The organism is Pseudomonas sp. NPDC088885, from assembly GCF_044750025.1.
GTDB lineage: Bacteria > Pseudomonadota > Gammaproteobacteria > Pseudomonadales > Pseudomonadaceae > Aquipseudomonas > Aquipseudomonas rustica.
Genome location: NZ_JBIVJB010000007.1, coordinates 40,747 through 58,075, shown reverse-complemented (window position 1 = coordinate 58,075; position 17,329 = coordinate 40,747). Strand labels below are relative to the sequence as shown.

Below are 17,329 nucleotides of genomic sequence, written 5' to 3'. Positions count from 1 at the left end.
TCGGTGGGGTGGCTTACCAGTCGTAAGACACTTCAACCGATGCCACGCGCTCCTGGCCGTAGTAGCAACCGAACGAGTAGTTGCAGTCCGAGATGTACTCGCGGTCGAAGATGTTCTGCACGTTCACGCTGGTCTGCACGCCGCGCAGGCTTGGCGAGAGTTTGCCCATGTCGTAGCTGACGGTGGTGTCGTAGACAACGTAGGACGGCACGTCGAACGAGTTCGCCGCATCACCCGGTTTGCGACCGGTGTAGCGGGCGCCGACGCCGAAGGTCAGACCGTTGAGCGAAGCCTGGGTGAAGTGATAGTTGGCCCACACCAGCGCCGAAACAGGCGACTGTGCTTCGCTGCGGTTGTCTTCGTTGCCCCAAGTGTCTTTGGTGTAGAACGAGTCGAGGTAGCTGGCGGCCGCCATCACGTCGATGTTGTCGAAGGTCGATTTGACTTCCAGTTCGACACCGCGCGAGCGCACTTCACCCGACTGCGCCTGGTATTGCGGGTACTCGGTGTCGCCGGTCAGCACGTTCTTCTGTTTGATCTGGAACACCGAAGCGGTGATCAGGGTCTGGTCGAACGGCTGGTATTTCACACCGATTTCGTATTGCTCGCCTTCGGTCGGTTCAAAACCTTTGCCACCGCGCTCAGGCGCTGCAGTGCCGAGGGTCGGCAGGAACGATTCCGAGTAGCTGACGTACGGCGCGAGGCCGAAGTCGGTGACGTAGGTCAGGCCCACGCGGCTGGTGAATTTGTGGTCACGCTTTTCTTCGACGGTGCGTGCCAGCAGATCCTTGTTTTCCACTTCGGCCCAGTCCTGGCGGCCACCGATGGTGAGGATCCACTTGTCCAGTTTGATCTGGTCTTGCAGGTACACACCGGTCTGGCGAATGGTGTTGTCCCACTTGGTGTCCAGTTGCGGCGTGACGCTGCTGGTGTCGTAGTTGTTGTTCGCGCCGTAAAGGTTGATCGGCAACACGTTGTAGGCGTTGTAGCCGTCGTACTTACGGTTGAAGTGGCGATAATCCACGCCCATCAGCGTGGTGTGTTCCAGCGCACCGGTGTTGAATTTGTATTCCAGGTTGTTATCGACGGTGTACGCGGTGTTGTGCTGTTTCCAGTTCAGCTTGACCCGGTTGGCCTGGGTGTAGTCGGTCACGCCGGCGTCATCGGTGACGAAGCTGCGCAGGTAGAAACCTTTGTAGTCATCGCGCACGTCGGTGTAACGCGCGGTGGAGCGGTATTTCAAATCTTCGGTGAGGTTGTGCGTGAAGTCGTAGCCGAAGACGTACTGATCGCGTTTGTAGTCGTTGTATTTCGAGTCGCCGGAGAAGAATTCGCGGTCGATGCGCTCGCCGTTCGGGCCGCGCTTGAGCGAGCCGATCATCGGCAGCGCCTGATAGTCTTCCAAGCCGTCGTCACGCTGGATCTGCGCGAGCAGGGTCAGCGAGGTGTCGTCGTTTGGCGTCCAGGTCAGGCTCGGCGCCAGCAACATACGCTCGCTGTGGGTGTGGTCGACCTGTTGGCCGCCTTTTTTGCCAACGCCAACGACGCGGTAGGTGAACTCTTTCTGATCGTCGATCGGGCCGCTGGTGTCGAATGCGCCGTTGACCCGATCGTAGCTGCCGGCACCCAGTTTGACCTGGCTGCGCTGCTCGGTGGTCGGACGCTTGGACACCATGTTGATGATGCCGCCCGGCTGGTTCTGGCCGTACAGCACCGAGGATGGGCCTTTGAGCACTTCGATGCGCTCAAGGGTGTACGGATCGATCTGCGGTGCGCCGCCGAGGCTGCCGGCATACGGCAGGTAGGCGCCGTCGAGGTACAGCGGCGTCGGTGCAAAACCACGGCTGGTGATTTCGTCGGCGATGGCGTTGCGGTCGGTGAAACCACCGACGTTAAGGCCCGGCGTGTAGCGCAGGGCCTGGGTCAGGTTGCGTGCGCCCTGGGTCTGCACTTGCTCGGCAGTGATGACGTTGATGGTCTGCGGGATTTCCAGGATCGGCGTGTCGGTCTTGGTACCGGTGGCGCTGCGAGTCGCGACATAGCCGTCGACCGGGCCATAGGCGGATTCAACCGCTCGGCCATTGATGTTGGTGGCGCCCAGCTCCAGCGAGTTACCGCTCGATCTGCCGCGCACGGTGACGGTGTTGTCCTGCACGGTGAACATGACGCCGGTCCCCACCAGCATCTTCGACAGCGCTTGCGACGGCGACAACCGGCCGCTGACCGGTTGGCTGCGCAGGCCCTGTACGTCATCAGCGCTGTACAGCACTTGCATGTTCGATTGCGTGCCCAATGCCTGCAGTGCGCTTGCCAGCGATTGCGCAGGGATATTGAAATTCACTTCTTCAGCCTGAACGTGGGCGCTGAACGGCAAGGCGAGGGCCATGCTGAAGGCGGTAGCGCTGAAGCCAGGTTGCAACATGCGACGCATGATCAGCGCCTTGGTAAAACGTGGAATCCCCGGAATTGCTGGCATTGTGTTTCACTCTTGCAGGTTTTAATTGGGTTGTAGTTGTTATCGATTCTTAATTAGACGCACGAGCCGCAGAAAACCAGAATGAGAATCGTGGCTATTTACGCCGTTTGCAGTTCCGTGATGACTTTTCCCGCTTCCATTCGCACCAATTGGTCGGCGATGTCGAAATAACGGTCATCGTGGGAAATGACGATGATGGTTTTGCCCAGACGCTTCAGGTCGGGCAGCAGCTCGGTGTAGAAAATGCGCCGGAAGGTCGGATCCTGATCCGCCGCCCACTCGTCGAACACCAGCACCGGACGCTCTTCCAGCCAGGCATTGACCAATGCCAGACGCTTGCGCTGGCCGGTCGACAGGTCGGTAGTGGTGAACGAGCCGTCACGCACGCTGACCTTGTGCGCGATCTCCAGGCGTTGCAGGTATTGGTTGGCGTCTTCGGGGATGTGCGTGTCGCCCTGCACCACGTCGTCGAACAGGTAGTAGTCGGCGAAAATCGTCGTGAACAGTTGGCGGTAGTCGTCGCGGGTGAGGGCGGTGACCACTTGCTCGTTGAGGCGGATTTCACCCTGCTGCGGCGCGTAAAGTCCCAGCAGCAACTTGATCAGGGTGGTCTTGCCGCAACCGTTTTCACCGACAATGAAAACGATGTCGCCCTGTTCGATCTTCAAGTTGACCGGGCCGAGTTTGAACGGCGTGGCGCCTTCGACCGCCGGGAAGCTGTAGGCGACGTCGGTGAGTTCGAGGCTGTGCACCGGGGTTTTGCGATTGCCCTGATCGCTGAGCAACAGGTGCGGCTCTGGCGAGGAGAACTGTTCCGACAACTCGGCGATGCGGCGGAAGGCGATCTGCGCGCGGCTGACAATCGGCAGCGTGCCAATCAAATGCTCCAGCGGCCCTTTCATGTACAGCAGCACCAGCACGAAGCCGCTCATCACCGCTTTGTCCGTGCTCGGCCAAAGTGATTGCAGGGCCAGCGCCAAACCGATCACGACAAAGAACAGCATCGAACCGAAGGTTTTTGCGACCACGAAAATATTTACCGAGCGAATCTGCGTGTCGCAGATTTTGTCGGCGGTGTGCTCGATACCCGAGACGAACATGCGATGACGACGTGGGCGATGAATGCGCAGTTCCTTGGCGCCTTCAGCGATGGCGTTGTAGTGCTTTTGCAATTCGTCTTCGGAATCGCGAGCCTCCATGAAGCCTTTGATGCCGTGGCCGCGAGCGATGTACTGAACGATGGTGCCGATGATGATCGCCACCACCATCATCAGAAACATCGGCCACGACAGCATCGCCAGGTAGCCCATGCAGCCGAGTGTCACGGTGAGGGAAATGGCCAGCGGCGCGAAGGCAAAGGCGAAATCGCTGATGGTATCGACGTCGTGGGTCAGCACCGGAATCAGCCGATGGCTGCGATAGCGCTCGATCTGTTCGATCGGTGCTGAGAGCACCTTTTCACCCAACTCTTTGCGCAGTTTGGCGATGATTTTCTGGCCGACGTAATTGGTGCCGATGTCGGAGAAAATCGAACTGACCAGTGCCAGCAGACACAACCCGGCGAACGCGGCGACCACGGTGTTGGTCAGGCCGCCCTTGGCATGCAGCACATTATTGATTGTCGCCAGCAGCACCGTGACGCTCAGGCCGCCGACCATGCCCAGCAGGATCGAGCCGGCAACAATCAGACGAAAGGGTTTGAGCAGGGTGAACAATTCATTGATCACCCCGCGTGTTGGTTTGCTCATGGAGGTTCCCTGCTTGAAAGAACGGCGAAGGCCGGCATCGGTCGCGGGCTTCGCCTGGGTGCGTAGAGGGCGGGGGCGCGTCGCAATGGATCGCGCCCACCTGTAAAACGACTGGAGGGGTGGTTAATTTAAGGGGCGCTGCGGTTACAGATCGCGAGCGACCCGGAAGCCGATCCAGTCGCCGCGATCACCCGGCACCAGCGCGTTGCGGTTGCCGGAGCGGGAGAACACCGGCGCCTCGCCCCAGTCGTTGCCGCGAATGCGCTTGAATTCGCACTTGCCGGTCTGCCAGGCACTGCCGTCGCTCGGTGCGCCGACGTAGTTTTCGTTGTAGCAATCGGCCGTCCATTCGTAGACGTTGCCGTGCATGTCGTACACACCAAACGCGTTCGGCGCGAAGCTGCCGGCCGGGGCGGTGAAGTTGTAGCCGTCGGCGGCGCCATAGGTGTTGGCGTGCTTGGCGATGCTGTATTCCTTGCCTTCATCGAACGGGAAGGGGAACGGCCCGCTGCTGCCGCCACGGGCGGCGTATTCGCGCAGGGATTCGCTGACCAACCGGTATTGTTTGCCGGTCTTTTTCGACAGCCACGCGACGTAGGCATTGGCCTCGGCGAAGTCCATGCACACCGCCGGGTGGCGGTCGGTGTATTGCTTGCGCGGGTCGCTGCCCTGATAGTCCGGAATCCCCGCTTTGCACGCGCGGCCCGGGCGATCGTCGCCGTCCGGCATCTGGTAACCGGTGTCTTTGAGGTAGGCGAACCATTCACCCTTGAGCACCTGAAAACGGCTGATGGCCAGGGGGTTGGCGAACGTCACCGGGTGCATCGGGCTTTCATCGGGCTCGCGGCCGACTTCGTCATCCGGGGTGCCCATGGTGAAGGTGCCGGTGGGCAGCACGACCATTTCCGGGCAGTCCTTGCAGTCCTTGAACACTTTGCCCGGCGCGGGTGGCGTGGCGGCCTGAGCGGCGCTCGGCATGAGGCCGGCGGCGAGGGCGGCGAGCACCAGAGCGGGCAGGGCTTTCAGGGAAAAACGAGGTAACTCAGTGTTCATTTCGCGTCTCGCTAAAAAGGAAAAAGAGGGCAGGCTCACAGGGCCTGGTCGAGGATGCTCAGCAAGCGGTCGATCTGCGCTTCGTTGTTGAGCAGCCCCGGTGCGGTGCGGATCACCGGGCCGACGTCACGCTCGACGGCATCGGCAACCACACGGTTGGCCATCAGGTGCGCGGCGATCTTGTCGCTGTCCTTGCCCTTGACCCGGAAGAAGGTGAAACCGGCAGAAAACTCCGGACTCAACGGCGTCACCAGTTCGATCTGTGGGCGTTGCAGCAGACGTTTTTTCAGGTAGCTGTTGAGCTCATGGATGCGCGCCTGCACCTCGGCTTTGCCCAATTGCAGATGCAACTTGAACGCCTCGGTCAGCGCCCAGCGGTGTTCGAAGGCGTGATAACCGCCCGGCGTCATCGTCGTGGAAAAGTGCTCGGCCTCGGAGAAGGTCGGGATGATCGGCGTGACGTATTTCACTTCCGGCGTGCGGCTGCAAACGATGCCGGTGCCGCGTGGGCCGAACATCCATTTGTGTGTGCCAGCGATGAAGAAGTCGCAATTCATCGCCGGGAAACTCAGGTCTTCAACGCCAAAACCGTGCACACCGTCGACCACGTAAATGATCCGGTCAGCATCGCTACGCCCTTGGTTGTGTTTCTCGACCAGCGCGCCGATCGCGCCGAGCGGCAGCTTCACGCCGCTGCCCGAATGCACCCAGCACATGCCCAGCACGCGGGTCTCGGGGCGGATGCTGCGGTCGATGTTGGCCAGCAGTTGTTTCTCGCTGATCGTTTGCGGATCGTCGAACAGACGAATCTTGCGCACCTTGGTGCCTTCACGTTCGCTGCGCAGTTCCAGAATCGTATGGGTGGCGTAGTGCTCGTGTTCGGTGGTGAGGATTTCCTGATCGGTGCGCACGTGCACGCCGCCATATATCATCGTCAGGCCTTCGGTGGTGCTGCCGGTCAGGGCGATCTGCTTGGCATCGGCTTGCAGGTATTGGCCGGCCCAGACGCGCACATCGTGTTCGCGTTTTTCGATCACGCCGACATCCCAGTCCATCGCCACGCCCGGGTTTTTGTCGAGCGCGGCGCGGTGCATTTCAATGGCGTCGCGCACCGGTTTCGGGTGGCTGGTGATGAGGAAATTGGAGAAGTGCAGGTACTCGGGATCTTGATTGAACAGCTGCTGCAACTGCGCCCATTTATCGCGCGGCAACGGTGCGATCGGCTTGGCGGCAGCAACGCTCGGCAGGCTTGCGCCGAGTGGCAGCGCCGCCGCGAGGATTCCGGCCTGCTTCAAAAAGTCACGACGATTGCTCATGGCTTGACGGTGTCCTGAGCAGCGGCCACTGCCGGTTTGGCGGATTTCTCGACCTGATCCCAGACGCGCAGGAAATTGCCGCCCCAGAGCTTGGCGATGTCGGCTTCGGAGTAGCCGCGCGAGAGTAATTCGGCGGTGACGTTGCGGATCTCGCCAACGTTCTCCCAGCCTTTGACGCCGCCGCCTTCGTTGAAGTCCGAGCTGATGCCGACGTGATCGATGCCGATCTTGCGCACGGTGTAATCGATGGCGTCGCCCAAGTCTTTGAGGCTGGCTTTCGGTTCCTCTTCGAGAATCGCGTAGAGCTGACCGGCGTACTCGCCAAACTTCTGCTCCGACCACGCGGCGATGATCGGATCGCCCGGCATCAGCGCCATGGCCAGGTTTGGCAGCGGCGGCAGATCGTAGCGTTTGCGCAGTTCGTTGAGCTTGTCCTGAGTGCTTTGGGTCAGCGGGCGCAGGTATTGCGAGAAGCCGACGATCTGCACCACGCCGCCACTGTTTTTGATCAGCTGCATTTCCTTGTCGCTGAGGTTGCGCGGAATATCCACCATCGCCCTTGGTGCGGAGTGCGACGCCACCAACGGTGTGCGGCTCAGTTGCGCGACTTGTTCAAGGGCCTTGGTCGACATCTGCGAGACGTCGATGATCACGCCCAGATCGTTGAGGCGTTTGACCGCTTGCTTGCCCAGATCCGAGAGGCCATCGAGGGCGTCCGGCGAATCGTTGAAGAACGGCAACGGCCGCGACGAATCAGCCCAGTCGTTGTTGCCGATGTAGCTGAAACCGAACATGCGCATGCCGCGCGCCGTCCATAGATCCAGCAGGTTGAGGTCGTGGCCGAGCGGGTAGGCGTTGAGCATGCTGATGAAAATCGCAAACTTGCCTTCGCCATGCAGGCGACGGAAATCGGCGGGGGTGTAGGCGATGCCGACCTGATTGGGGAAGTCGCGCACCATGCCGGAAATGATCTTGTAGCGGATCTCTTGTTGATTGCGCGCCTCGTCGACGAAACCGGCGGTGGGTTTGTGCGGGGCGTTGGCGCCGTTCCAGATTTCCGGCCAGCCGAAAATCGTCAGCGCCGCCCCGGACAGGCGACCACGGTTGGCTTTGACCAGGTCGAACTGACCGCTGCCGTCCTTGTCGACCTCGTTGCCGGTGGTGCCGAAATCCTGGGTGACGGTGATATGGCTGTCGAACGAGAGCATGTGTTCGTGCAGCGCTTCGGCCTGCTGCATGACTTTGTGCGGGTAGCCGGGATTGTCCTTGAACCAAATGTCCCACACCGCAAAAGCAGCGCCGGCGCTGACCGCCAGAGCCAGCGGCAGGCCGATGAAAAGAGCCTTTTTCGAACGTGGTTTTGTCATTGCCATCTCAGTCAGGTTCGCCGTCGAGGTGCAGGCGCAGAGGCCTTTGCTATCTGGGAAGAACGAGTGGATGGCGGGGAAATTTAGCGGGAGGCGGGCAATCAATAACTAAGTGTGAGGTTCATTGTGGCGAGGGGATTTATCCCCGTTGGGCTGCGCAGCAGCCCCAAAACCCACACATGCGGTATGTCAGGCATTCTGCGTTGTGAGGTTTTGCGAGCGCTTCGCACTCGAACGGGGATAAATCCCCTCGCCACAAGGGTGTCCATTCCGGGAAGTCGGTGCAGGGCTTAAATTTGCCGATCCAGCAAACGTTCTAGCTTGGATAAAGCCTGCTTCAGGGCTGACACAGGTAGGGCAATGAGGATTTCTCGACGATGGTTCATGGCAGGCCTGGCGTTGACCGGCGCTGCCGTACCGGCGGCTTATTTCGGGCACCGTGAATGGACGAAGCCGGATCCGACGATCACCCCCGGTGAGGCGTCGTTCGATGTCGCCGACGTGGCCGGGCAGCGCCTGTCCAATGCCTTGCGCGGCGTCTGGAAGATTCGTTTTACCGGCAACGATGCTGGCCTCGATGGCTTGCCGGCTGAAGGGCTGGAAGTGTTTCTCGACATCGGTCAGAAGGGCCGGGGCGTCAATGGCTTCCTCGACACTGCCGAGCGTTTGCGCAGTGACGAAACACCTCGTTACCGAATTCTTGGCGATCTGGCCGGGGCAGAGGCCTCGAAACTCAGTTGGCGGTTGCTCGGCACGGACGGTCGCGTCGACTACGAATTGAACATGATTCTCGATGAAGTCTGGGCTGACTTCGGCAATGCCGGCAGCGGCACCCTCAGTGGCACGGTGCAGCGCCTCGATCGCCCGTTGGCCTTACCCGCGCAGGACAATCGCTTCATCGCGGTCAAATGCCTGTTCCCCGAAGCCCGCCAACGCACGCCACTTAACGAGCCGTTACTGGCGTGGTTAGTTTCGCCGGAACATCGCCTGTTCCATCAAGTCTGGCACGCCACCCGCGACAAATGGCACACGCTGCCCGAGGACAAACGCAATGCCCTGCGCGGCCTCGGCTGGCAGCCCGGGCCGCGTGACCAGGAGCGGGATGCGCGTGGTACGCACAAGGATCGCAACGGCTCCGGCATCGATTTCTTTTTCATGCACCGGCACATGCTCGGCACGGCGCGCTCGATGATGGATTTGCCGTCGTGGCAGTTCTTCCCATTGCCGCAACCGGAGCTGATCCGTGATCGCCAGGGCTTCGCGCGCTACTTCGACAACCACGACGGCACGGCCCTACCGCCGACCTGGCTGGCGGCCGAAGATGACGAATACACCCAGTGGGTCAGCGATCTGAAAACCGCCGAGACCTATCAGAGCAATTTTGAAGTCTGGGAATCGCAGTACCGTGATCCGCAATATTTGTCGAAGCTCACTTTGGGCCAGTTTGGTTCAGAAGTAGAGCTGGGCCTGCACGACTGGCTGCACATGCGTTGGGCGTCGGTGCCGCGTGACCCTTCCAACGGTCAGCCGGTGCCGCTGGCGCGTGATCTGGATGACTTCGCCGCCCGCTGGTTCGCCGCGGAAAACGATTTTCTCGGCGACCCGTTTTCATCCCATGTGAACCCGGTGTTCTGGCATTTTCATGGCTGGATCGATGATCGCATCGAGGACTGGTATCGCGCGCACGAGCGCTTCCATCCGGGGCAGGTCACGCGCCTTGAGGTCAACGGCGTGAAGTGGTTTGCGCCAGGCCGCTGGGTGGAAATCGCTGATCCATGGCTGGGGCCGGACACTCACGGTTGCAGCACTACGCCGGGCTTGCAGATGGGCCGATCAGTGGAGATGGATCCGGAAACCATGAAACTGGCCCTGCGCATCACCTTCGGCGAAGACGAAAACAAACTCGCCAACCTGTTCCGCCGCGTGCCGCAACGGCCGTGGTATGCGCGCAATCTCAAGCCGAAACAAACTTCGGCTTGAGACCGCGTCATCGTTCTTCGCGAGCAGGCTCGCTCCCACATTGGATCTCATTCCTACTGAAGGAACTCGGTCAAATGTGGGAGCGAGCCTGCTCGCGAATGCGCTCTGCCAGTCAAAGCAATTACAACGCCTGCCACCCACCCCCAAGCGCCTTGTACAGCGCGATACTCGCCTGCACCCGCGACAGCCGCAGTTGCACGTTCAGATCTTGCGCTGCATACAGCGTGCGCTGAGTTTCCAGTACGGTCAGCAAGTCCTCGGCCCCGGCCTGATAACGGCTTTGGGCGATGTTGAAAGCGGTCTGCGCCTGACTCAGTTCTTCACTCTGCCACTGGCGTTGTTCGTCCAGCCCGCGAATGCTGTTGAGGGCTTTTTCGACGTCGGCGAAGCCGTTGATGATCGCGCCGCGGTAGGTTTGCAGCAGCTCATCCTGACGCGCCGTGGCCTTGTCGCGCTCAGCGCTGAGGCGGCCGTTATTGAAGATCGGCGCGACCAGCCCCGCAGTGAGGTTGTAGAAAGGACTGCGGATCAAGTCATCAAACTTGTCAGCGCCCGAGCCGAGCTGCGCCGTCAATGTGACAGTGGGCAACATCGCGGCGCGAGCGACTTTGACATCAGCCTCGGCGGCCGCCAATTGTGCTTCGGCGCGAGCAATGTCCGGACGATGGGTAAGCAAATCGCTCGGCACACCGCTGGCAATCCCCGGCCATTGCAGGCGATCGAATGATTCCTGATTGGCCGCGAGTTGCTGCACCGGTTGCCCGAGCAGGGCGGCGAGGCTGATCAACGCATCCTGCGCCTGTTGTTGCACCAGCGGCAGTTGCCGTTGCTGGGCGGCGACCAGGCTTTTCTGCTGCGCCAGTTCTAGCGCTGTCGCCGAGCCGGAATCAAACCTCGTCTGCACCAGTTTCAGCACGCTTTGCGCGTTGGCCAGATTCAGTTCGGCAATGCGACTCTGCTCACGCAACGACAGGGTTTGCGCATAAGTATTGGCAACGCCGCTGAGCAACGTCAGCTCAACGGTCGCGCGATCAAATTCGCTGGCCTGCAACGCAAATTGCGCACTGTCGCGAGACGCCTGTTTACCGCCCCAGAAATCGATCTCGTACGTCGCGCTCAAATTGGCATCGAAATAGTCCACGGCTTTATTGCTGCTGTCGGCATCCAACTGGCTGTAACCCTTGCCGCGCAACAGTTTCTGCCGATTGGCATTCAGCCCGGCCTTGACCTCCGGCAGCAACGAGCCGCCAGCAATCACTGTGCTGGCCTGCGCCTGCTGAACTCGCGCCACCGCAGCGGCAAGGTCAAAACTGCCGACGCGGGCCTGTTCGATCAGACGATCCAGCTCCGGGCTGCCAAACTGTGTCCACCACTGCGGGTTGTTGCGGGCGACGCTGGCGCTGTGCGGTGATTGCCACATAGCGGGGGCTTGCACGCCGCTGTCCGGGCGCTGAACGGGACTGCCGCAGGCGCTGAGGAGCAGGCACACGGTCAACAAACTGAGGCGCGGTTTCATAGATCGATCATTCACTGGTAAGGGCCGTGACCGGGTCGAGCCGGGCAGCTTTGCGGGCCGGCATGAAGCCGAAGACAACACCGGTCACAAGGGCGCAACCGAAGGCGCCGAGCACCGCGAGCAACGAGAACGCCACGGCGATATCGCTGAGGATCAACACGCCGCCAACGATCAGCGCGAGGGCGATCCCGGCGATGCCGCCGACCACCGAAAGCATCACCGCTTCGGTGAGGAACTGGCGGAGGATGTCGCGTTGGCGCGCGCCGGTGGCCATGCGAATACCAATCTCGCGGGTACGTTCGCGGACGGTCATCAGCATGATGTTCATCACACCGATACCGCCGACCAGCAGCGAGATCGCGGCAATCGAGCCAAGCATCAGCGACAGGGTGTTTTGCGTGCGCGCCTCGGCCTGAATCATTGCGGCGTTGTTGGTCAGTTCGAAATCCTTTTTGCCGTTGTGCAGACGCAGCATCAGCTGTTCGATGGCGTGTTCGGCCTCTTTGACCTTGCGCGCATCGGTGGCGGCGATGGCCACGTATTCCGGATCGTGGGTGCCGAACAGGCGCACGCTGGCCGCCGAATAGGGTACGGCGATGCGGTCGTCACTGTCGGAATCACCGGAGCTGGCGCCTTTTTCCGCGAGCACGCCGACCACCTGAAACGGCACGTTTTCGATAAGGATGTATTGGCCGATCGGGTTGGCCACGTCCTTGAGTAATTTGTTGCGCACCTTATGGCCGATCACCGCGACGGCCGAGGCGTTTCGCTCGTCCTGCTCGGTGAAGTAACTGCCTTCCACCACCGGCCAATTGAAGATCGCCGGGAAGTTGGTGTCGTTGCCGCCGACGTAACTCAAGTGGTCAGCATTGCCGTAACGCACGCCAGCCTCGGTGCCGATCACCGGCATGATGCGTTGCACTTGCGGCAGGCTCGCCAGCGCGCGGACATCGTCGAGAGTGATGATTCCCGGTGGCGTGCGCGGGTTCGGTGCCGAGCCGCTCAGGTACAGAATGTTCGAACCGAACGCGCCCATTTGCGCCATGACCTGACGCTTGCTGCCTTCACCGACGGCGAGCATCACCACTACTGAAGCCACGCCGATGATGATGCCGAGCAACGTCAGCGCGGTGCGGAAGCGGTTGATCCACATCACTCGCCACGCCGCGTGCAGGGCGTCGACCAGTTCGCCTTTCCAGGCGCCAGTGGCTTCGGCACCTTCGCTCAGACGCTTGCGCAAGTCGACCGCTTGCAAGGCGCCGGGGTTGGCGCTGGTCTGGGCATCGGGGTTGTCTTTGGCGCTGTCGCTGATGATCAGGCCGTCGCTGATTTCGATGATGCGTTTGGCCCGCGCCGCCACTTCGCGATCGTGGGTGATGAGGATCACCACGTGGCCCTGACTGGCCAGCTCGTCGAGCAGCGCCATGACTTCTTTGCCGCTGTGGCTGTCGAGGGCGCCGGTCGGTTCGTCGGCGAGAATGATGTGGCCGCCGTTCATCAAGGCGCGGGCAATCGACACCCGTTGCTGCTGACCGCCGGACAACTGATGCGGACGGTTGCCGGTGCGTTCGGCGAGGCCGAGACGGTCGAGCAGGGCGGCGGCGCGGGCATGCCGTTCGGCGGCCGGAGTGCCGGCATAGATCGCCGGCATCTCGACGTTTTCCTGGGCCGAGCCGGACGGAATCAGGTGATAACCCTGAAACACGAAACCGAAGGCTTCACGGCGCAGCCAGGCCAATTCATCGCTGTCGAGCCCGGCGACGTTTTCCCCGGCGAAACGGTATTCGCCACAGGTCGGTCGATCGAGGCAGCCAAGGATGTTCATCAGCGTCGATTTGCCGGAGCCGGAGGCGCCGACAATCGCGACGAATTCGCCAGCGTGGATCGACAGGTCGATGCCGCGTAACACATGTACTTCAGGCGCGTCGCCGCCACCGTAGGATTTGCGAATGTCCTGCAGGTCGATCAGGGGCGTTTGCATTCAACCCCCGCTGCCAGTGGCCGGGCCAATCAGCAAGTGATCGCCTTCATTGAGGCCATCGAGGATCTGCACCTTGAGCCGATCACTGATGCCGGTGCGCACTTCGCGCGATTCGATGTTGCCGTTGGCAGCGACCACTTGTGCGGTCTGCCGGTCAGCTTTGACGCCGCCTTGCAGGGCGGCGACTGGCGCGGTGAGCACGTCTTTGGCCTGATTGGCGACGAAGAACACCTGCGTGGTCATTTCCGCCATCAGCGCGTTGTCGGCGTTATCGACATCAAGCAGAACGGTATAAAGCACCACGCGCGCGCTGCCGCTTTTGCTGGTGCTGGTCGGGCTGCCGCCGCCCTGACTGGTTTGATCGAGGGGTTTGGGCGGCACCGGCAGGATCTGCCGCACGGTGCTGCTCCAGCGCCGATTACCGCCGCTGAGCGTGGTGAAGTAAGCGCTCATGCCCGGTTTGACGTGACCGATATCTGCCTCGGAAACCTCGGCCCACACGGTCATCGGCGACAGTTTGGCGATGCGCAAAATCAGTGGCGTCTGTTGCTGAGCGTTGAGGGTCTGGCCTTCGCGTGCATCGAGAGCGACCACGGTGCCGGCCATTGGCGCGTAAATGCGCGTGTAGCCGAGCTCGGCCTGATCGCTGCGCAGGCTGGCTTCGGCCTGGCGGATCTGCGCCTGGAACATGTCGATGCGCGCCTGCGTGGCTTTCAGTTCGGCGCGGGCGGTTTGCACGTCTTCTTCGCGGGTTGCGCCGCCGGCAGCGAGGTTTTGCTGACGCTGATATTTCTGCTGTGCAAGCTCATGTTGCGCGCGCTGTTCCTGCAATTGCGCCTTGAGGTTTTCGATCGAGAAACGCCCGGCGTCGAGTTTGGCTTTTTGCGTCGACGGGTCGATTTCCACTAGCAACTGGCCCTCTTTGACCACATCACCGACTTCGACGTGAATCTTTTGAATCTGCCCGGAAGCCTGCGCACCGACATCCACATAGCGTCGCGGTTGCAGGGTGCCGAGGGCGGTGACGCTGCTTTCTATATCGCCGCGCGACACTTGCACGGTGGCGAATTTATCCCGGCCCGGCGGCAACATTTGCCACGCGGCATAGCCGACGACGGGGATCAGACAAAGGACTACGAGCAGGGCGCGTCGGGCGGGGCGGGGACGTTTCATGCAGGGTTCCGGCCAGTGGAATTCGGCCCGTCGTCCGGCCGCCGCGCACAGAGGGGGCAGCGCTGAACGCTGTCGCGGGGCGCGACAGACACGGGGAGCTGTCCTGTAAACGAGGAAAGAGCGGCGGAATTTAAGCGCTGACACACGAAGTAACAGCTATAGCGCAGCACTATTTATCGGGCAACGGCAAACACCACTTTAAATCTATATGAGAATTACTATAAATTACGCACCTCAAGTTGCCACTATCTTGCTACTGCGTTTCACGCCGTCGTCAATCGGTGTGCTCAAGGACAGAAACCGCACGTTTGCGGCCGGGAGTCATGTTGGAAAACTACTATCGCGAGCTGGTGTGTTTCCTCAACGCCAAGCTCGGCAATCGTCAGATTGCCGAAGATGTGGTGCATGACGCCTATCTGCGGGTGCTGGAACGTTCCAGCGATACCCCGATCGAGCAACCGCGTGCATTTCTTTATCGCACGGCGCTGAATCTGGTCATCGACGACCATCGGCGCAACGCCTTGCGCCAAGTCGAGTCACTCGATGTGCTCGACAACGAAGAGCGCTATTTCACCCCGTCGCCCCACAGCACTCTCGATCACGGCCAGCGTCTGGAAATGCTCCAGCGCGCGTTGGCAGAACTGCCGCCGCTGTGTCGCGACAGTTTTCTGCTGCGCAAGATCGAAGGCCTGTCGCACCCGGAAATCGCCGAACAGCTGGGCATTTCCAAGGCGCTGGTGGAAAAACACATCGTCAATGCGATGAAACATTGCCGCGTGCGGATCAAGCAATGGGATGCCCATTGAGCCGACTTCGTTAAATTTTATTTCACTGTCCTCGTTCCTACTCAACAGACGACCTGCTGTCCTGCTCAAGGCCGGTCAGGTCACTTAGGCTCTCCATGCCCCTTGTTGAGGGGTTCCTCCAGAGGACACTGGAAATGACTCAGGCAATTGCATCGCCCATCGTTCACGACCTGATCGGCGTCGGTTTCGGCCCTTCGAACCTCGCGCTGGCCATCGCTCTGCAAGAGCGCGGCCCGATCCATGGCGAGCTGGATGTGCTGTTCCTCGACAAGCAGGCCAATTACAGCTGGCACGGCAACACCCTGTCGACGCAGAGCGAGTTGCAGATTTCCTTCCTCAAGGATCTGGTGACCCTGCGCAATCCGACCAGCCCGTACTCGTTCGTCAACTACTTGAAGGATCACGGCCGTCTGGTCGACTTCATCAACCTCGGCACTTTTTACCCTTGCCGCATGGAGTACAACGACTACCTGCGCTGGGTCGCCGGCAAGTTCACCGAGCAGAGCCGTTACGGCGAAGAAGTGCTGACCATCGAGCCGGTGCTGCACAACCATCAGGTTGAAGCGCTGCGCGTGATTTCCCGTGGCAGCGACGGCCAGCAACATGTGCGCACCACCCGTTCGGTGGTGGTCAGCGCCGGTGGCACGCCGCGTATTCCAGAAGCGTTCAAAGCGCTGAAGGGTGACAGCCGTGTGTTCCACCACTCGCAATATTTGTCGCAAATGGCCAAGCAGCCGTGCGTGAACAATCAGCCTATGAGCATCGCAATCATTGGTGGCGGGCAGAGCGCGGCGGAAGCGTTTATCGATCTGAACGACTCGTTCCCGTCGGTGCAGGTCGACATGATCCTGCGCGGCTCGGCCCTCAAGCCTGCGGACGACAGCCCGTTCGTTAACGAGGTGTTTTCGCCGGAGTTCACCGACCTGGTGTTCCAGCAGAACAGCGCCGAGCGTGAGCGTCTGGTCAACGAGTACCACAACACCAACTACTCGGTGGTCGACATCGACCTGATCGAGCGCATCTACGGCATCTTCTACCGCCAGAAGGTTTCCGGGATTGCCCGTCACGCGTTCCGTACGCTGACCACAGTCGAGAGCGCTACTGCGACTGAAAACGGTATCGAACTGGCGGTGCGCAACAACGCCACCGGCGAAGTCACCGTGCGCCATTACGACGCCGTTGTGTTGGCCACCGGTTACGAGCGGCAGATGCACCGCAAACTGCTGGCACCGCTGGAAGAGTACCTCGGTGATTTCGAGGTCGACCGTAATTACAAACTCATCACCGACGAGCGCTGCAAGGCCGGCATCTACATGCAGGGCTTCTGCCAGGCGAGCCATGGTTTGAGCGACACCTTGCTGTCAGTGCTGCCGATTCGTGCGGACGAGATCGCCGGCTCGCTGTATGAGCATGGCAAGAATCGTGGGCATCGGTCTGTGGCGGATCTGTTGTTGGCAACTGCCAGCTGATTTTTTAGCGCCTCACATACCGCCTTCGCGAGCAAGCCCGCTCCCACAGGGGATTTTCAGTGAACACAGATTTTGTGTCAGATGAAGATCCAATGTGGGAGTGGGCTTGCTCGCGAAGAGGCCAGCGAAAGCACCGAAAATTCAAGATCGTTCCCACGCTCTGCGTGGGAATGCCTCAACGGACGCTCCGCGTTCGGCCTTCGACAGGGACGCGGAGCGTCCCGGGCTGCATTCCCACGCAGAGCGTGGGAACGATCATCCTGAACCCTTCCTGAACATCCCCCACATTCCCCAACGCACTGCCTTTTGCGGGTTTACTCTCCAATCATCGGGGCGTAAGCTTCGCGCGTTTTCATCAATAGCGGAGACCCACAGTGGGTACTTGTTCGAGTGACAGTTGTCGGCCGGTCTCGGTAACCGGCAGATTCTCGGCAAGATAACGCG

The 17,329-nt window shown here is 60.7% G+C and carries 11 protein-coding genes; 3 read left to right on the top strand and 8 right to left on the bottom strand.

Annotation, left to right across the window (positions count from 1 at the left end; genetic code table 11):
- Positions 1–13 precede the first annotated feature (13 nt).
- From ACIP1X_RS06745 to pvdM, 5 genes are all read right to left on the bottom strand, one after another.
- On the bottom strand, positions 14–2,476 hold the full coding sequence (locus ACIP1X_RS06745; RefSeq protein ID WP_082341413.1) for a TonB-dependent siderophore receptor: 2,463 nt from the start codon (positions 2,474–2,476) through the stop codon (positions 14–16).
- Positions 2,477–2,574: 98 nt separating this feature from the next.
- Entirely contained in the window at positions 2,575–4,224 is a 1,650-nt protein-coding gene (locus ACIP1X_RS06740) for a cyclic peptide export ABC transporter (protein WP_400750511.1), read from the bottom strand.
- Between the two features lie 144 nt (positions 4,225–4,368).
- On the bottom strand, positions 4,369–5,277 hold the full coding sequence (locus ACIP1X_RS06735) for a formylglycine-generating enzyme family protein (RefSeq protein ID WP_400750509.1): 909 nt from the start codon (positions 5,275–5,277) through the stop codon (positions 4,369–4,371).
- Between the two features lie 35 nt (positions 5,278–5,312).
- The gene (locus tag ACIP1X_RS06730) at positions 5,313–6,593 is read right to left on the bottom strand and encodes an aminotransferase class V-fold PLP-dependent enzyme (RefSeq protein ID WP_400750507.1); all 1,281 of its coding nucleotides are present in this window, start codon (positions 6,591–6,593) and stop codon (positions 5,313–5,315) included.
- On the bottom strand, positions 6,590–7,960 hold the full coding sequence (pvdM, locus tag ACIP1X_RS06725) for a pyoverdine-tailoring dipeptidase-like protein PvdM (RefSeq protein WP_400750504.1): 1,371 nt from the start codon (positions 7,958–7,960) through the stop codon (positions 6,590–6,592). The genes ACIP1X_RS06730 and pvdM overlap by 4 nt, the downstream gene beginning before the upstream one ends.
- Before the next feature lie 360 nt (positions 7,961–8,320).
- Here pvdM and ACIP1X_RS06720 point away from each other — a divergent pair, with 360 nt between their 5' ends.
- Positions 8,321–9,940, top strand: coding sequence for a PvdJ/PvdD/PvdP-like protein (locus ACIP1X_RS06720; RefSeq protein WP_400750501.1), 1,620 nt, complete (start codon positions 8,321–8,323; stop codon positions 9,938–9,940).
- A gap of 121 nt (positions 9,941–10,061) precedes the next feature.
- On the opposite strand, the gene ACIP1X_RS06715 is transcribed toward ACIP1X_RS06720, so the two are convergent.
- The 3 genes from ACIP1X_RS06715 to ACIP1X_RS06705 are packed head-to-tail and all read right to left on the bottom strand — an operon-like array spanning position 10,062 to position 14,610.
- A complete protein-coding gene (locus tag ACIP1X_RS06715) occupies positions 10,062–11,456 on the bottom strand; it encodes an efflux transporter outer membrane subunit (RefSeq protein WP_400750499.1) in 1,395 nt (464 codons plus the stop codon).
- 7 nt (positions 11,457–11,463) lie between these two features.
- Entirely contained in the window at positions 11,464–13,437 is a 1,974-nt protein-coding gene (locus ACIP1X_RS06710; protein ID WP_400750496.1) for a MacB family efflux pump subunit, read from the bottom strand.
- Complete coding sequence (locus tag ACIP1X_RS06705; protein ID WP_159812919.1) at positions 13,438–14,610, bottom strand: efflux RND transporter periplasmic adaptor subunit; 1,173 nt, start codon at positions 14,608–14,610, stop codon at positions 13,438–13,440. It lies immediately after the preceding gene.
- A gap of 323 nt (positions 14,611–14,933) precedes the next feature.
- Here ACIP1X_RS06705 and ACIP1X_RS06700 point away from each other — a divergent pair, with 323 nt between their 5' ends.
- Entirely contained in the window at positions 14,934–15,416 is a 483-nt protein-coding gene (locus tag ACIP1X_RS06700; protein WP_053118866.1) for a sigma-70 family RNA polymerase sigma factor, read from the top strand.
- A gap of 134 nt (positions 15,417–15,550) precedes the next feature.
- On the top strand, positions 15,551–16,885 hold the full coding sequence (locus ACIP1X_RS06695; protein ID WP_400750493.1) for a lysine N(6)-hydroxylase/L-ornithine N(5)-oxygenase family protein: 1,335 nt from the start codon (positions 15,551–15,553) through the stop codon (positions 16,883–16,885).
- Positions 16,886–17,329 lie beyond the last annotated feature (444 nt).